Below are 15,840 nucleotides of genomic sequence, written 5' to 3'. Positions count from 1 at the left end.
GAACGCCATGATCCGGTGCGGCTGCGGGAGGCCGGGGCCGGCGTCCCCTTTCCGATGCCGGCTACCCGTCGGCCGGCCTGCCCACTCGCAGCCGGTTTCCGTCCGGATCGCGCAGCTCGACCTCGCGTCCCCACGGCACGTCCGCCACGGGCGCCCCGAACTCGGCCGCCACCGCGTCGATGTCGCGCAGCCGCAAGTACACCAGGGTGTCCGGCCGGGCATCACCGGCGTGCTCCGACAGGAACAACCGCACCCGCCCACGCGCCACTTCGACGAACGCCGGGAGTTCCGGCTCGAAGCAATGCTCCCACTGCTTCACGAAGCCCAGGCGCGCATACCAGTCGACTGCCGTGGCCGCGTCGGAGACGCGGAGGATCGGGATCACTTCTTCTTCCATGGCGCCATGGTCGCAGAGGGGTACGACAAGTCGTGTCGATGCGGCTCCCGACCGGGGCAAAGCAGAAGGAGCCGCACCTGCCCTGGTGTGAGGACGCTTTCATGTTCGCCTTCGCGGAACACCCACGGTGGATTGCCGCTTCCAAGGCACCCATGGCCACAGCGGGACCGAAAGCGGTACGGGAGGCTGTCCTGCGCAAGGTCCTCTCCCTCCCCCCTGCGGAGTGCCGCCTGCTGAGCGGCGGGATCTGCTTCGACTCTGTCTCGTACGCGCTGCACCTGGCGGGAGCCGTCGGCGCCGCGGCGTACGAGGCGTGGCCGCACGATGAGGCGGGAGCGTTGCGCGATCCGGTGAACTCCCATGATCCGTAGACCCGTTCGCCCAGTATTCCCGCCGGGTATGTCGTGGGTCTGCGCACGCGCTGGGGGACCTTCTCGACTGGCCCGGCGGCGTGGCCGAGCGCCCGCCCCGGGCACGTGGGGAAAGCGGGCCGGGGTGGGCCGTGGAGAGGCACGTCCTCCGCAGGCCGGTTGAAGCGTGAGCTGGTGGCGGAGGCGATGGGCGCGAGGTTGCGTGACGTATCCGGCCGGCCGAGGCGGTCGTTCCGGACAGGCTCCTCCATGCGCCGGTGGACGGGCACGGCACACCCCGGTATGGAGACCGGCCGCCCCCGGCGGCCCCTCGCGGGGCCGGTGCACCGCCCCGCCGGGAAGACCTCCGACGAGTCGGCCGACGCGCGATACTCACCCGGGACCGCAACGCGGTCACGGCCTCGGGAGAGGACGGAAGAATCGACTTCGGGATCCGCCGGCGCGCCTCTGGGGAACGTTCAACCAAATGAACTGGATCGCTCCGGCCCATGGTTCCTCACCAACTCGAAGAGATGGATGAAGGGTGGCCCTTCGGCGTCTCTGCCGCAATGGATGACCGGCGAGTTCTCGCCATTCGACCAACACCCCCAGCTAAAACGTTTCTTGCACACGAAACGTCGAGTTCCGATTACTCGCCCAAAAGTTCAGCCACCCCACCACTGACGGGAAACGATTTCCCACGAGCAGTTGACAACTATAGCCGGACCGCTAGCATCAATCCCCGCGCACTCCCATTCCGATATGTGCTCCTGGCATCGAAGCGTCACCGACGTGGTTCGGCGCAACGCGAACACCAGTGGACCGCAATCGAAACGGATCCGGAGGATCGCACATGCCCGTCGAGGAATTCCCCATCGACCAGACCGGCGCCAACCGATGGCCCTACTACATCACGGTCGGCCCGGACGACCACCTGTGGGTGACCACTTACGACAACCACGCCTCCGGCGGCAACCCCGGTGGCAGCCTGGTGCAGATCAGCCGAAACGATCCACGCACCCAAACCCTGCACAGCGGTCAGACTCCCCCGAGTGGCACCCAAATCCTGAACGACCCGACGGGCAGGAACATCGTGTGGTTCCCTTCCTCCAGCCGGAAGGAGGGGGAGAAGTACACGGACTATGCCCGGATCAACGAGTTCGACGTCGACGAGTACCGGATCAACCACAAACACAGCCTCCTCAAGGACGCATCGGTCGGGGGCATCAGCATGGTACGAATCAAAGCCGACAACAGCCCGTCAGCCCCATCCGTCCACTACATCCTGTTCCCCGACTTCCAGCACAACTGCGTGGGCTGGATCGAACTGGGAAAGGGCGGAATGAACCTCGTCCCACTCCCCATCGACACCGATGGATTCAACACTTCGCCCTACCGGGGCGAAGTCACCGTCGCATCGGACCAGACGCGATACACCTACTGGTTCACCGGACGGAAACGCAGTGATGATCCGCAGACCGTCAACGGCTTGTACGCCTACACGCCGACCGACGACAACCCGTGGAAGCGGATCCCGCTGCCCGACCCCAGCCAAGTCCCAGGCCATATCATCGCCGGACCCGCGACGAACGGCGGCGAGACGAGGAATTACCTCTGGATCGGCGCGTCCAGTCCCAACCAGATCCTCCGGTACGACATCGAAGACGGTTCGTGGGAGACGAGCGAAACGCTCACCGGCTCTCCGCAACAACTGGCGTTCGGTCCCGACGGACTGATCTGGGTGGTCGGTACCAACAAGCTCTACCGCTTCAAGAAGAACAACCACATCACGCTCCTCCCCAGCCCCGACGTACCGGATGCCACCTTCCTCCAAGGGCTCTGTATCGACGACCGGAAGGTCGTCTGGTACACCAACCTCAACGCGAAGAAAATCGGCAAGTATCGCATGGAGGACGCAGGCACGGTCGTCCCGGCTGGTAGTCCAGCCAGTCGCCAGTGTGGCGCCTGGTGATGTCGTCCAGGAGCCGCTCGTGGCATCGTTCGTGGCCGACGGAAGCCCCACCCCCGGGATCCCCCTCACCTGCCGCATCGAATCCGAGGAGACGACATTCCTCGACGGCACCCGGGAACGCATCCTCCAGACAGAGGTGACCGGCCAGGTGGCCTTCCCCGCCGTCCGGGCCGGCAAGACGGAGGAAGACGTCACCCTGAAGATCGGCTGGGGAGACAACGAACCGCCCGTCACCGTGACCCTCAACGTCCGCAACCAGCCGGAGGGCGACAACGCGTAACCCTTCGCGTTGCCGGAGGAGTCCTCACCGTATCCGCCGGTTCCGGCCACCCGCACGACCCCGCGGGGGAACGCCAAACCCCTGGCGTTCCCCCGCAACCCCGCCGCAGGAAAGTCCGGTTCACCACACCCGAAGCCCGCACACCGCGCAGCCCTGCGCTGCGGCGTCGTGTACGGCCCGGCCCGCCCGCCCTCGGAACGCCGGTGGCCCAGGCGGTGTCGCCTGGGCCATCTCTCATTTCTCCGGCTGTGCCGTTCGCCGACACGCAGCGCTGCTCGCGGACCGGATACCGAAGCGGGTGGCCGCGAGCGGGCCTCAGCGAGCAAAGGCCGGCCGACCACTCCCTCGAACGCGCCTATTTCTTCTGCCACTTCGCGACCGGCAGCCCGCCGGGGACCTTGAGCTCGAAGGCGCCGCCGATCACGGTGTCCAGGGCGGCGGCCGGATCGTTGCCACTGCCGAATGCCTTGGTCGCGAGCAGCTCCTTGAGCTCCTTGCCGGTACCGCGGAACGCCTTGACCCCCTTCATCGCCTCACGCGCGCCCTTCGCGTCCTTGGGCTTGTTCATCGTCTCCAGCAGGTCCGGGGACACCCAGCACTCACCGATCTCGTCGAGGTCCCACTCGGCGTACCAGTGCGTGTCGTTGAGCCACTTGCGCGGGGGCACCTTGCCGTCCACGGCCACCAGGTAGAACGTGAACTTGATGTTCCCGAGCGAGCGCCAGTCCGCGACATTCGTGTGTTTGCCCGGCCTGCCCGCCGCCGCGTTCTCGTACGTCGATGCGATCTCCTTGAAGCCCGGGGGGTTGCCGGGATCCTCGCCGGTGTAGTGGCGGATCGTCCACCGCTTGCCCATCAACCCCGCCGCCATCGTCTTGCGGATCCTGGGAATCGGCTCGTCCGAAGCCCGCTTGATGCTGTCGAGGATGTCGAACCCGCCCTGCCCCGCACCGGCCGGGAACTGCTGAGACGTCATATAGCGCATCAACTCCCAGGCATCGTCCTGCGAGTGCCCGGACTTCTTCAGGGCGGCCACGATCTCGTCCGGAGTCTTCGCCTTGCGCAGGCCCTCGTCCACGGTCCGCTGCACCATGACCGGGCTCGTGCCTGCGACCGCCCGGGACACGGCCGCGTTGCCCGCCGTGCGCTGCAGGGCATGCAGCACGGCGGCGGTCGCGCCGGCCTCCGGTCCCGCCGGACGAACTGCCGTGAACCGACTGCGGCTTCGGTCGTGCTTCCCGTCGTGCGCGCGCACCGGCACTCCCCTCAAGAGCGGACGTCTTCGGATACCCCCGACCGGTCGGAGCCCGCGCCCCCCGGTCTCACAGCAGTTCGGCCGGGAAACCGGCTGGGACCGCCGCCCCGGCGAGGGTCACCGCACCCGTCCGCTTGTCCTTCCGGACGTAGCGCGCCGCGTGGTCGAACTCCTCCGCCACGTGGTAGTCCGGTTCGGCCTTCGCCGTCGACCGCCGTCCCTCCGCCGTCACATGGAAGCGCACCCCGTACCAGTGCTCCGCCGTCGGGTTGTCCTGCGCGTGCCGCATGCACGCCCAGAGCATCTTCTTGAGCGGCTCCTCGAATGCCTTGTTGAACCGGCTGTTCGTCTCGGACGTCATGGGTGTGAGGTTGCACGACGTGCCGGGCCCGCCGAGGTGGTCGTTCCAGAGGTGCCCCCGGACCCAGACCCGGCCGTCGCGGGCGATGAGGGCGTTGACGACCGTGCACTCCTTGGGGTCCGGCGGCGATCCGCCGTAGCTGCGTTCCGGGGCCCGGGATCCCGGCCCCAGGGTGACGCGTACCGACCGGCCTCCGCCGGTGCGGTCGAAGGGTCCCCAGTCGGGCCCTTCCCACACGACCTCGTTCTCCCAGCGGCCCAGCGTCGCCGTGCGCGCGGGCCGGACCATGCGCTGGACGACGAGCGGCATACCGACGATCAGTCTGCTGACGGCCGCGTTCCCCGCCCGGAGTTGCAGCGCCGCCACGGCCCTGACGGACGAGGGGGGTTCCGCCGCCGCGGACCGGCGGGACGGCCCGGGGGAATGCCCGCCTAAGTGGGCGTGATCGCTCCGGCGCATGATTCCTCACCATCTCGAGGCGATGACCGAAGACTGGCCGATCGAATTCCTTCCCGCAATGGATAACCGGCGAATTCTCGCCACACGGCCGACACCTCCACGGAAAAACGTTTCCCGCAAAACGAAACGTCGAATTCCGGTCCCTCCGAGGGAGGGTACGCCCACCCGACGCCCCCCGGAAGTAGCCCGAAAGAGTGAACTCCCTTTCTGTCGCGGGCTGTTGACGGCTGCAAGCGAGCCGCTAGCATCAATGCTCACGTACCGCCGTCCTGGCATGTGCTTCCGGCATGGCCATTTCGCCCACGGCGGCGCGGTGCGACGCGAACAGCCGTGAACCGCAATCGGAACGGATCCGGAGGATCGCACATGCCCATCGAGGAATTCCCGATCACCCAGTCCGGCGGCACCCGGGTGCCCCACTCCGTCGCGATCGGCCCGAACCGCTGGCTGTGGGTGACCACCGACAACAAGAGCCTCGTGCAGATCAGTCGCAGCGATCCGAGCGCCCAGACCGTGTTCACCGACCTGATTCCCACGTACTCCGCCGGAATCCTGAAGGACCCGAAGGACCGGAAGGTCGTGTGGTTCGCCTCGCCGGCGGGGCCGCAGGACTACGACCCGATCTACGAGTTCGACGTCGAAGAGCTCCGGATCATCAACAAGCACAACCTCCAGGACGACGCCCGGGCACAGACCATCGCCACCGTGCGGATCAAGACCGACCCCAATAACCCGTCGGCCCCCAAGAAGGACTACATCCTGTTCGCCGAGCCCGTGTACACCAGCGTGGGATACGTCGAGGTCGGAAAGAACGGCGCGAGTTTCCACGCGCTGCCCAAGGAGGAGCCGGGATTCAACACCTGGCTCTGGTCGGTGACGGCGACTGTCGACCCGACCGAGACGAAGTTCACCTACTGGGCCACCGGGCAGCAGCACGACAGGCCCGCCAGGACGACCAATGGTCTGTACACCTTCACTCCGGCCGACGACAATGCGGCATGGCGGCGCATTCCGATGCCGGGCGGCCAGATCCCCATCCACATCATCGCCGGCGACGTGACGGAGGACGGGGAGAAAAAGACGTACCTCTGGATCAGCGCCCGGAATCCCAACCGGATCCTCCGGTACGACGTCAAGGACAAGTCGTGGAAGCAGAGCCAGGAAATCACCGGTGAGCCACGGCAACTCGCGTTCGGTCCGGACAACCTCATCTGGGTGGCCGGCAGCGACAAGATCTACCGCTTCAGGAAGAACGACGCCATCACGCTCGTTCCCAGTCCTTCCCTGCCGCCGGGCAGCGAGGCCAACGCCATCTGCATCGACGACCGGGACAAGGTCGTCTGGTACACCAACCGCCCGGCGAAAAAGATCGGCAAGTATCCGATCCCGGAGGACGGCAAGTCCGTCCTCGGCAAGACCCAGCTGGTGGTCCAGCCGACCACCAGTGTGGCGCCGGGCGACATCGCCGAAGTGCCGCTCGTGGCCTCCTTCGTGGCCGGCGCGAACGCGATTCCCGGCATTCCGCTCACCTGCCGGATCACCTCCGAGGAGACGACGTTCCTCGACGGCACCCGGGAATGCGTCATCGAGACGGATGTGACGGGCGAGGTCACCTTCCCCGCCGTGCACGCGGGCAAGGTCGAGGAGGAGGCCGTCCTGAAGATCGGCTGGGGCGACAACGAACCGCCCACCACCGTGATCCTCAATGTGCGCAACGAGCCGGAGGACAACGGGGCGTAACCGGTCCAGCTCCACGAGCCGCACGAGCTATACGAGAGGAGCCCGGACGTGCCGTCCGCATCCGGCAACATCCACGACCTCACGGGGAACGCCAAGCCCGTGGCACTCGCCTACAACCCGGCCGACAGGAACGTCTGGTTCGTCACGCCCGACGCGAAGATCGGCCGCTTCACTCCGCGCGCCCCCTACGACAGCGTGGTCTTCGAGCCGATCCACTCGGGTCAGAAGGCCGAGAACCTGGCGCTCTGGGACCAGGCCGTCTGGACCTACGTCCACGACACCACCAACGGACACGCCGTCAAGTGCCCGACGTCGGGCGAGTATCCGCCCCTCGGCATCGGCGCACCGGCCGCCACCCATGCCCTGGCCCTGGGCTCGGACAGGAACCACAATCAGCGCCTCGTCGCGACGCTCGACGGCATTGGGTCGCTGACCTTCATCGACGCCAGGGGTCAGGTCTCGATCTCCACCGACTACGGCAAGCCGCTGCACGGGCTGGCCGTGGACACGAGCAACGCCCAGGACTACTGGGTCAGTTGCCCCGACCGTCACCAGGTGGTCCGCTACGAAGCCTCGACGGGGGACTTCGACCTGTCCCCCATCAACTTCGGCCAGCTGAAGCCGTGTTCCATCGCGCTGACCGAGGCCGACGGCAAGGCGCTCTGGGCGACCACCCCGGAAGCCAGGATCATCCGGTACGACTTCGACACCAAGTCGCACAGGACCATCACCGTCCCCGCGGTCGCGCATCGTGTCTACGGCCTGCCCGACGGCTCGCTGTGGTTCACCATGCCCACGCGCGACATGATCGGCTACTTCGCCCCGGGCGCGACGGGTCTGACCGGAACCCTCTCGACCGGCAAGGGGACGGAGCCGTCGAGCCTCGCCGTGGACCGGGACGGGACGCTGTGGGTCGGGCTCACCGGGACCGGGCAGATGCTCCGCGTCTCGAAGGTCCAGCTGACCCCGGTCTCGGGACAGGGCCAACAGGCGGCCGTCGGCACGGAGTTCCCCAACCCGCTGAAGGTCAAGGCGGCCAGGCTGGACGGCGGCCCGGTGCAGGGCGCGACGATCACCTTCACCATCAAGGGCGACCAGGCCCGCTTCGACGGCGACAGGACGACCGACGTCCGGACCACTGACGCCGATGGCATCGCGACCAGCTCCGTGCTCCATGCCAAGCACGCCGGGGAGTGCGACATCTCGGCCCTGTGGGAGCAGGAGAGCGTCTTCACCCGCTTCGAGAACATCACCGTCACCGCGGCCGTGGGTCCCGCCGACCACACACGCTATCTCTCGGGGGCCGGCCAGGAGACGGAGCGCGGCACGGAGTTCGCCGAACCGCTCAAGGTCACGGTGGTGGACGCCAACGGCGCGCCCGTACCGGCCGTCGATGTCACCTTCCGCGTCGTGGACGACGACCTGGCCTCGTTCGACGGCGGGCCGATCGCGGTCGTACCGGGCGACGACACCGGCGTCGCGACCTCCCCGGCCCTGATGGCCGGTTCCGAGGCCGGGCGCGTCCGGGTCGAGGCGTGGGCGGCGGACACCTCCGCCGGAACGGTGTTCCGCGAGCGCGTCCTCTGACGACGGACCCGGAAAGATCGGACGGACCGGAAGGAGAGCCGATGACACAGCAACCCCCAGGCTTACGGACCGAGTTCGACTTCGAGCTGCCCTGCGGTTACGTCGACGGCACCGGCGCCGTCCACCGCCGGGGCCGGATGCGTCTGGCCACGGCGCGGGACGAACTGGCGCCGCTGATCGACCAGCGGGTGAAGGAGAACCCGGCGTACCTGGGGGTCGTGCTGCTCAGCCTCGTCATCACCCGGCTGGGGAACGTGCCCGAGATCCACGCCGGTGTGGTGGAGTCGCTCTTCGCGACCGACCTGGCCTACCTCCAGGACTTCTACCGCCGGGTCAACGGGCTGGAGGGCGACCGCGCGGTGGCCTGCCCCTCGTGCGGGACGGCGTTCGCGGTCCCCGAGCCCGTGCCCGGTGAACGCCTGGGGGAATCATGACGCACCCCGCCGACCGGCTCCGTGCGGAAGTCGCCTATATCGCCTACCACTTCCACTGGGCGTATGCGGATCTTCTGGCCCTCCCGCACGGGGAACGGCACGCGTGGGTGCGGGAGATCGCCCGGATCAACACGGCGTCGGCCGCCGGGGACGGGGGCCTGTGATGTTCTCCCCGCTCTTCCGGCGGCGGCCGCCGCGCGCGGAGCGCGGCCCGTTGCGGCCCACGGCGGCGGCGCCACGGCCTCCGCTGCCGCCGTGGGCACCCCGCGCGACCCTGCCGGGCAGCCCCCTGCCCGGGTTCCGGCGGTCGCTGACGGCATGGCAGCCGGTGCCGGCCGTGGCGCTGCACGGGTCGTTGCTGCCGCGCGGGGTGCGGGTGGGGTGCGGGCGGGTGGGCTTCTCCTCCGGCGGGCGGGCGTGGCGTCCGTACGGGACGGGGGAGGCTCTGCCCTTCGCCGGACCACCGCCGGAGCCGCCGGCACCCGAGCCGGTGCCGATGCCTCTGTGGCGCACGGTGGTTCACGCGGTGGGGAGTGCGCTCGGTACGTTACGGGGGCGGTCCGCCGTCCGGGAACCGGCGGGGCGCCGGATCGCCGCGGTGGCCGGTCCCCTGTCGTACGGAGCCGACGGAACAGCTCGCTCCGCCGGGCGCGACGCGGATGTTCCGAGGGCATCGGTCAACGGACCCGAGCCTTCCGGACTCGCGCCAGGCATCTCTACGCCGCCCCCACCCGTACCGGCTGCCCACGGTTCCCCGGAACCGCACCCCTCACCCGCCCTCACCGGTAGGGCTCCCACCTCCGCGCCCGCTGCGGATGTTCCATGGTCCTCGGGTGACGGGCCCGGCCCCTCCAGGCCCGCGTCGAGCGTCTTCGCGCCCGCCCCCGCACCGGTTGACCACGGATCCCCGGTACCGCGCCTCACCGGAGGCCCTCCCGTCTCTCCGCCCGCCCACGTGACTCCCCAGCCCTCGCAGCCGATCAAGCCCCCGGCTCGGACGTACCATCCGCGCGACGTCTCTCCGGAAACGCCGGCGCCGCTTCCCCGCGCTTCCGTTGTCCCTCCGGCCCCCTCCGCGCCGCCGCCCGGGCCGACCGTCCCGCCGCCCGACGTACCAACGCCCGCTTCTGAAAGCACAGTTGCGCTCCCCGACGTGTCCGCTCCGGCCCTCCGTCCGGCGTTCCCCCGGGCAACACCCCCGCAGGACGTCCACCGACCCGCCCCACCACCGGTCCCGGCTCTCCCCGGGACCCCCGCCCCGGCCCCCGGGCCCGTCACCGCTCCCTCCGTCACGCCCGCACCTCCCCTCACCCCGTCCGCCCCCGCCCCCTCACCGGCTCAGCACCCGTACACCGCCGCCACCCCCCGGCCGTCGTTCCCCTCACCCCACCGCCCGCCCGTCTTCCCCGCGCCGGCACCCGTGCACCGGCACGCCCCCGGCGCCGTGCCCCTCCCGGAGACACCGGCCCCGGCCCGCACACCAGAGCCCGCACCCCATGCCCCCCATGCCACACCCTGGCGACCGGTCCAGACACCGCCCCCTCCCCACGCTCCCGCGCCCGCCCGGCCGCCCCGGGCCCGGGTGGTGCGCGGGGACCATGGGAACCCCTCTCTCCCCATCTCCTCCCCCAGGTCGCCCGTCCTCCCGCAGAACGGGCCGCTCCAGGACGGTCCCCCGCCCACCCGGCCGTCGGACGCTCTCCCACCACCCCGGCCTCCCCTCGGCCGTCCTCTGACCCAAGCGCCGCCGACCGCCGTGCCGCTCTCCCTACCGCCCCACCAACCCCCTTCCCATGGGCACGAAGGCCCCCGGCCCGGCACGCCCCCGCCCCCGCCCCGGGCGCAACCGCCCGCTCCCCCTCCTCCGTCCCCCGCTCCCTCCCGTCCCGGGGCGTCCCCGCCCCCACCGCCCGACCCCGCCCTCCTCGCCCGCAGGATCGCCGAGGCCCACGCCGATGTGATCGCCCGTGCCGTGCTCCCCGCGCTCGGGCTTCCGGAGCGGATCGACTGGCCGATGCCGCACCACCCCTCTCCCGGCCACGCCCCTCGTTGACGTCACCACCCCCGGACGGAGCCGTCATGCCGGATCAGGCCCAGCACTTCGCCGTCAGCTCGTTGTTCCAGTTGACGATCGGGACCAGTGAGCTCGGTACGTTCACCTCGTGCGAGGGGCTGGGCTGTTCCATGGATGTCGAGGAGCGGACGGAGGGCGGGATGAACGGGCGGGTGTGGCATCTGCCGACCCGGCTCCGGTACTCCAACGTCACGCTCGGCAGACCGCTGACGAAGGACACCGTGCTCGTGTGGGCGTGGATCCAGCAGCAGATCGACAAACCGGTGCGGATGCCGGGGCAGTTGGTCGCCCTCGGACCGGACCGCAAGCCGATCGTCCGATGGCTGCTGGACGGTGTCCTGCCGGTCCGGTGGAGCGGTCCGTCCTTCGACACGGACCAGTCCCTCCCGGCCCGGGAAACGCTGGAGATCGCCCATGACGGGTTCCTCGGGGTCACGATCTGACCGTCCGCGACACGAAAGGACCGCTGCCGATGGCCGTTCTGCCCGTGGGAGGCACCCCCGTCCGCGCCTCCCTGGTGATCTACGACCCGCCGGCCGGTACCGGCAGCACACCGGGACCCGAACGCGCCCGGGTCAAGCTGCACTTCAACCCCGACCGCATATCCGTCGGCAAGCAGGCCCGCTGGGACCGCAGCCGGGCCCCGTCCAACGAGGCGGCCGCCAGACCGCAGTTCATCGGCGCCGAGCCGCGCACGATGTCGCTGGACGTGTTCCTGGACGCGCCCGGCGGCGGCTCCGGTGTACAGGGCGAGGTGGAGACGCTGCTGGGGTGCTGCGCGCCGACGGCGCAGAGCGCCGCCGCGAAGCCGGCCTCCGCACCGTGGGTGCGCCTGGAGTGGGGCAAGGCCCGCACGACCGCGTTCCTCGCCGTCGTCACCCAAGTGAACGCCGTCTACACGCGGTTCGGGACCGACGGGACGCCCGTGCGCGCGGAGTGCTCGCTGACGCTCGAAGAGGTGGGCGGCTCGACGCCTCGGCAGAATCCGACCTCGGGCGCGGACGGCCCGGTGGGCACGCACGTCGTGGTGGCCGGTGACACGCTGCCGGGGATCGCGTGGCGCACGTACGGGGACGCCGCGTCCTGGCGGGCGATCGCCCGCGCCAACGGGATCGACGACCCGGAGCGCATACGCCCCGGCAGCGAACTGCTGCTGCCCGTACTGGAGGACGGCCGGTGACGGAACGGGCATATGCGGCCGAGCCGGTGGTCGCCTTCGACGGCGTCGCGCTGCCGGAGCAGTGGAGCGAGCGCCTGGCGGCGGCGCTTGTGGCGACGGCGACGGGGCTGCCGGCCACGGTGTGGCTGCGGTTCCGCGACCCCGAGCACCAGTTGCTGTCCGGAGTGCGCGTCGCGGTCGGCACGGCGGTGACGGTGTCGGTGACCGCCGCCCGGCAGCGGGCCCGTACGCCGCTCTTCGACGGCGAGGTCACCGGGCTGGAGAAGGAGGTCGGCCCGGACGGCGCGTTCACCACCGTCCGGGCGGCCGACCGGGGCCACCGGCTGACGCGCGGCCGCCGGGTGGCGGCGTACGTCGAGACGACCGTCGCGGAGGTCGTCGCCCAGGCCGCGTCCCGGCACGGTCTGCGGGCCGGCCGCGTCGAGGCGGCGGGCGGACGCATCGGCCATCTGTCCCAGCCCAACCTCACGGACTGGGAGCTGCTCACCCACCTCGCCGACCAGCAGGGTCTCCATCTCGCCGTCGAGGGACGGACGGTGGAGCTGCGCCGGCTCGCCCCCGCCGCCCAGGCTCCCCCGCCGGCGACCGGCGCCGACCGCAGCCCGTACGTCCTCCAGTACGGGGTGAACCTGCTGTCCCTGCGGACGGGTGTCTCCTCCGCCGGGCAGGTCGGCGAGGTCGAGGTGCGAGGCTGGGACGAGGCGGCCAAGTCGCCTGTGACCGCCCGGACTTCGGCCGCCGCCACGGAGCGGCTTCGGCTGGGGACGACGCCCGGGGAGCTGGGCAGGCCCTTCGGCGACCGCCCGGGGCTGCTGGTAGCGGGCCGCCCGTACACCACCGCGTCCCAAGTGGACGCCGCAGCAAAGGCGTTGGCGGACGAGACGGCCGCCGCGATGGCGGACCTGGAGGCCACGGTCGCGGGCACGCCGGAGCTGCGCGCGGGTGTGCCGTTCACGGTGAGCGGCACCGGCGCGCCGTTCGCCGGGCAGTACACGGCGACGGCCTGTCTGCACACGTTCGACGGCGAGCACGGCTTTCTGACCCGGGTCCGGGTCGGGGCGCTGCCGCCGCCGGTCGTGCCGCCCCCGCCGCCGCTGTGCGGGACGGGGGTCGCGGTGGGGATCGTGACGGACGTCCGCGAGCCGGGGCAGGGGCAGCGCGGTGCCGTGCGGCTCAAACTGCCGTGGTTGTCGCAGGAGTACGTCACCGACTGGGTGCGCACGGTGCAGTGGGGCGGTGCGGGCGGCGGGGGCGTCGTCGCTCCGGAGACGGGGGACGAGGTGCTCGTCGGCTTCGAGCACGGCCGGCTGGACCGCCCGTACGTCCTGGGCGGGCTCTACAACGGGGTCGATGCCCCGACGGATCACGGTCTGCCGCTGGTCGACGCGGGGACCGGGCGGCTGAACCGACGGTCCGTCACTTCCCGGGCGGGCGACCGACTGGAGTTGCTGAGCGCGTCCGAGGGCCCCCAGGGCGTACGGCTGAAGTCCGGCGACGGGAAGCTGACGGCGCACCTGGACCGCAAGGAGACCGCGATCTCCCTGGAGGCCGGGGAGTTGCGCCTCCGGATCGACGCGCGCACGGGGACCGTCACCGTCGATGCCGGGAAGACGGGCACGGTGGTCGTCACGGCGGGCACCGTACGGATAGAGGCCGAGGACGATCTCCGGATCGCGGGGAAGACCGTGACCGTCGAGGGCACCGCCCAACTCACCCTCAAGGGCGGAAAGACGAGAATCACCGGCACCCCCGTCGACATCAACTGAAGGCAGGTGAAGGAGACATGGAACGCATCGGGAGCGATGTCATCGGCGCGGGCTGGGCCTTCCCCGGCGCCCTGACCCCCTCCGGCGAGGTGGCGCTGGCCACCGGCGGCGACGACGTGGCGCAGGCCATCGGTCTCGTGCTCGGCACCGCGCCGGGCGAGCGGCCGATGCGGCCGGAGTTCGGCTGCGGCATCCACGGGCTCGTCTTCGCCCCGCTCGACGCCGCGACGGTGGCGCGGGCCGAGCTGGAGGTGCGCCGGGCGCTGGAGCGCTGGGAGCCGCGGATCGAGCTCGACGAGCTGCTGTTCAGCATGGACTCCACGGACGAGGGCGTGCTCTACGTCGACGTCCGCTACCGGCTGCGGACCACCAACGAACCGCGCAACCTCGTCTTCCCCTTCTACACCCTGCCCCGGGAGGGGTGACGGCCGTGTCCTTCGCCGGAGCGCCGGTCGAAGGCCGGCCGGTCGAATTCCTTCACCCCATGAGCAACCGGCGGATTCTCGCCGGACATCCGCGCACCATCATCGGATCGGACCCGGAGGATCGCACATGACCATCGAGGAATACCCCGTCGGCAAGCCCACGGCCCCCCTCGCACCCCACTCCATCACGGTCGGCCCGGACAATTACCTGTGGGTGACGACCAGCAACAATGCTCTCGTACAGATCGACAGGAAAAATCCGCGCGCAAACACCGTGTACACCGATTCCATTCCGACGCTCACCGCCGGGATCCTCCGCGATCCGAAGTGCTCGGACGACCGGAAGATCGTGTGGTTCGCCTCGCCGGCTCACGAGCAGGAGTACGACCCCATCTACGAGTTCGATGTCGCCGAGGGCCAGATCGTCAGGAAGCACCGCCTCGACAACGACGCCAGGGCACAGACCATCACCACCGTGAAGGTCAAGTCCAGCAGCCTCGACCCGTCACTCCCGTACAAGTACTACATCGTGTTCGCCGAGCCCGTGCACACGGATGTGGGCTATGTCGAGGTCGGGCAGACCGGCGCGGAGCACCGCCCGGTCGCCGACGCGGACACCTGGCTCTGGTCGGTCGCGGTCACCACCGATCCGACCGAGACCAAGTACACCTGCTGGGCCACCGGGCAGAAACGAGACATCAAGCCGCTGACAAGGACGACCAACGCCCTGTACCGGTACTCGACCGCCGATGAGCATCCGGCTTGGGAGGAGATCAGGCTCCCGGGCCACCCCGACCAGGTACCCATCCATGTCATCGCGGGCCTCGGGGAGAAGAAGGACGACAAGACACCCTACCTCTGGATCAGCGCGCGGAACCCGAACCGGATCCTCCGGTACAACATCAACGAGCGGACATGGAGGGTGAGTCCGTCCATCACCGGTGAACCACGTCAGCTGGCCTTCGGCCCCGACGGCAATATCTGGGTGGCCGGAACCGACAAGATCTACTGCTTCCCCAGGGACGTCTCCCGCGCCCTCCCCTCCGAAGATCTGCCCCAGGGCAGCGAGGCATCCGGAATCTGTCTCGACACGTCCGAAAAGGTCATCTGGTACACCAACCCCACGGGTAAGAAGTTCGGCCGGTACCCGTTCTCGGCTTTGGGCAACTCCTCCTTCGGCAAGACGCAGTTGCTGATCCAGCCGGTCAAGAAGATCACCCCGGGTGCCGTGGCCGAAGTCCCCCTCGTCGCCGAATTCGTGGCCGACGCCTGCCCGACCCCGGGAATCCCGCTCACCTGCCGGATCCTCTCCGAGGAAGCGACGTTCCTCGACGGCAGCCGTGAATGCGTCCGCGAGACGGACTGGACCGGCCAGGTCGTCTTCCCCGCCGTACTGGCGGGCAAGGCGGAGGAGGACGTCCTCCTGAAGATCGGCTGGGGCGACAACGAACCGCCCACCACCGCGGTCCTCCAGGTGCGCGACAAGCTGGAGGACGACATGGCGTAATCCCCCTTCACGGCACGGGCGGCGGACTCCTCCGCCGGAACGGTCTTCCGCGA

At 69.9% G+C, this 15,840-nt stretch carries 15 protein-coding genes; 12 read left to right on the top strand and 3 right to left on the bottom strand.

Annotated elements, in window-relative coordinates; translation table 11 throughout:
* Positions 1 to 61: 61 nt before the first annotated feature.
* Positions 62 to 397, bottom strand: a complete 336-nt coding sequence (locus tag AB8735_RS34425; protein WP_372411560.1) for a glyoxalase superfamily protein — start codon at positions 395 to 397, stop codon at positions 62 to 64.
* Positions 398 to 549: 152 nt separating this feature from the next.
* Here AB8735_RS34425 and AB8735_RS34420 point away from each other — a divergent pair, with 152 nt between their 5' ends.
* The 3 genes from AB8735_RS34420 to AB8735_RS34410 all read left to right on the top strand — a co-directional run bounded on the left by AB8735_RS34420 (position 550) and on the right by AB8735_RS34410 (position 2,999).
* A complete protein-coding gene (locus tag AB8735_RS34420) occupies positions 550 to 768 on the top strand; it encodes a hypothetical protein (protein WP_372411559.1) in 219 nt (72 codons plus the stop codon).
* 832 nt (positions 769 to 1,600) lie between these two features.
* Positions 1,601 to 2,719: a hypothetical protein gene (locus AB8735_RS34415; RefSeq protein ID WP_372411558.1), complete on the top strand. Its 1,119-nt coding sequence runs from the start codon at positions 1,601 to 1,603 to the stop codon at positions 2,717 to 2,719.
* A gap of 19 nt (positions 2,720 to 2,738) precedes the next feature.
* Positions 2,739 to 2,999 (top strand): hypothetical protein, encoded by a 261-nt coding sequence (locus AB8735_RS34410; RefSeq protein ID WP_372411557.1) that lies wholly within the window; start codon positions 2,739 to 2,741, stop codon positions 2,997 to 2,999.
* A 355-nt stretch (positions 3,000 to 3,354) separates the two neighbouring features.
* Here the strand turns inward: AB8735_RS34410 and AB8735_RS34405 are convergent, their stop codons facing one another.
* Together AB8735_RS34405 and AB8735_RS34400 are read right to left on the bottom strand one after the other, a co-directional pair.
* Complete coding sequence (locus tag AB8735_RS34405; RefSeq protein ID WP_372411556.1) at positions 3,355 to 4,164, bottom strand: hypothetical protein; 810 nt, start codon at positions 4,162 to 4,164, stop codon at positions 3,355 to 3,357.
* A gap of 157 nt (positions 4,165 to 4,321) precedes the next feature.
* Positions 4,322 to 4,981, bottom strand: coding sequence for a hypothetical protein (locus tag AB8735_RS34400; protein WP_344020574.1), 660 nt, complete (start codon positions 4,979 to 4,981; stop codon positions 4,322 to 4,324).
* A 459-nt stretch (positions 4,982 to 5,440) separates the two neighbouring features.
* Between AB8735_RS34400 and AB8735_RS34395 the strand changes: the two genes are divergently transcribed.
* The 9 genes from AB8735_RS34395 (at position 5,441) to AB8735_RS34355 (ending at position 15,787) form a co-directional block, all read left to right on the top strand.
* A complete protein-coding gene (locus AB8735_RS34395) occupies positions 5,441 to 6,814 on the top strand; it encodes a hypothetical protein (RefSeq protein WP_372411555.1) in 1,374 nt (457 codons plus the stop codon).
* A gap of 48 nt (positions 6,815 to 6,862) precedes the next feature.
* Positions 6,863 to 8,401 carry a hypothetical protein gene (locus tag AB8735_RS34390; protein ID WP_372411554.1) on the top strand — a complete coding sequence of 513 codons (1,539 nt, stop codon included), beginning with the start codon at positions 6,863 to 6,865 and terminating at the stop codon, positions 8,399 to 8,401.
* Positions 8,402 to 8,442: 41 nt separating this feature from the next.
* On the top strand, positions 8,443 to 8,835 hold the full coding sequence (locus AB8735_RS34385) for a hypothetical protein (RefSeq protein ID WP_344020580.1): 393 nt from the start codon (positions 8,443 to 8,445) through the stop codon (positions 8,833 to 8,835).
* Entirely contained in the window at positions 8,832 to 8,999 is a 168-nt protein-coding gene (locus AB8735_RS34380) for a DUF6760 family protein (protein ID WP_344020582.1), read from the top strand. Before AB8735_RS34385 ends, AB8735_RS34380 begins: the two co-directional genes overlap by 4 nt.
* A gap of 1,915 nt (positions 9,000 to 10,914) precedes the next feature.
* Positions 10,915 to 11,352 (top strand): phage tail protein, encoded by a 438-nt coding sequence (locus AB8735_RS34375; protein ID WP_344020584.1) that lies wholly within the window; start codon positions 10,915 to 10,917, stop codon positions 11,350 to 11,352.
* Positions 11,353 to 11,381: 29 nt separating this feature from the next.
* Positions 11,382 to 12,089 carry a LysM peptidoglycan-binding domain-containing protein gene (locus AB8735_RS34370; RefSeq protein WP_372411553.1) on the top strand — a complete coding sequence of 236 codons (708 nt, stop codon included), beginning with the start codon at positions 11,382 to 11,384 and terminating at the stop codon, positions 12,087 to 12,089.
* The gene (locus AB8735_RS34365) at positions 12,086 to 13,855 is read left to right on the top strand and encodes a VgrG-related protein (protein WP_372411552.1); all 1,770 of its coding nucleotides are present in this window, start codon (positions 12,086 to 12,088) and stop codon (positions 13,853 to 13,855) included. The genes AB8735_RS34370 and AB8735_RS34365 overlap by 4 nt, the downstream gene beginning before the upstream one ends.
* A 17-nt stretch (positions 13,856 to 13,872) precedes the next feature.
* Positions 13,873 to 14,280, top strand: a complete 408-nt coding sequence (locus AB8735_RS34360; protein WP_344020590.1) for a GPW/gp25 family protein — start codon at positions 13,873 to 13,875, stop codon at positions 14,278 to 14,280.
* A 127-nt stretch (positions 14,281 to 14,407) separates the two neighbouring features.
* Complete coding sequence (locus AB8735_RS34355) at positions 14,408 to 15,787, top strand: hypothetical protein (RefSeq protein ID WP_372411551.1); 1,380 nt, start codon at positions 14,408 to 14,410, stop codon at positions 15,785 to 15,787.
* Positions 15,788 to 15,840: the final 53 nt, after the last annotated feature.

It is taken from the genome of Streptomyces luteireticuli (assembly GCF_041519305.1).
Lineage (GTDB): Bacteria > Actinomycetota > Actinomycetes > Streptomycetales > Streptomycetaceae > Streptomyces > Streptomyces luteireticuli.
Note: the sequence above shows the minus strand (reverse complement) of the source record. Positions and strands in the feature narration are given on the sequence as shown.

Coding starts and splice junctions, on each gene's coding strand:
- AB8735_RS34395 (WP_372411555.1), top strand. CDS start 5,441: ATGCCCATCGAGGAATTCCCGATCACCCAGTCCGGCGGCACCCGGGTG.
- AB8735_RS34415 (WP_372411558.1), top strand. CDS start 1,601: ATGCCCGTCGAGGAATTCCCCATCGACCAGACCGGCGCCAACCGATGG.
- AB8735_RS34375 (WP_344020584.1), top strand. CDS start 10,915: ATGCCGGATCAGGCCCAGCACTTCGCCGTCAGCTCGTTGTTCCAGTTG.
- AB8735_RS34370 (WP_372411553.1), top strand. CDS start 11,382: ATGGCCGTTCTGCCCGTGGGAGGCACCCCCGTCCGCGCCTCCCTGGTG.
- AB8735_RS34355 (WP_372411551.1), top strand. CDS start 14,408: ATGACCATCGAGGAATACCCCGTCGGCAAGCCCACGGCCCCCCTCGCA.
- AB8735_RS34385 (WP_344020580.1), top strand. CDS start 8,443: ATGACACAGCAACCCCCAGGCTTACGGACCGAGTTCGACTTCGAGCTG.
- AB8735_RS34425 (WP_372411560.1), bottom strand. CDS start 397: ATGGAAGAAGAAGTGATCCCGATCCTCCGCGTCTCCGACGCGGCCACG.
- AB8735_RS34360 (WP_344020590.1), top strand. CDS start 13,873: ATGGAACGCATCGGGAGCGATGTCATCGGCGCGGGCTGGGCCTTCCCC.
- AB8735_RS34420 (WP_372411559.1), top strand. CDS start 550: ATGGCCACAGCGGGACCGAAAGCGGTACGGGAGGCTGTCCTGCGCAAG.
- AB8735_RS34380 (WP_344020582.1), top strand. CDS start 8,832: ATGACGCACCCCGCCGACCGGCTCCGTGCGGAAGTCGCCTATATCGCC.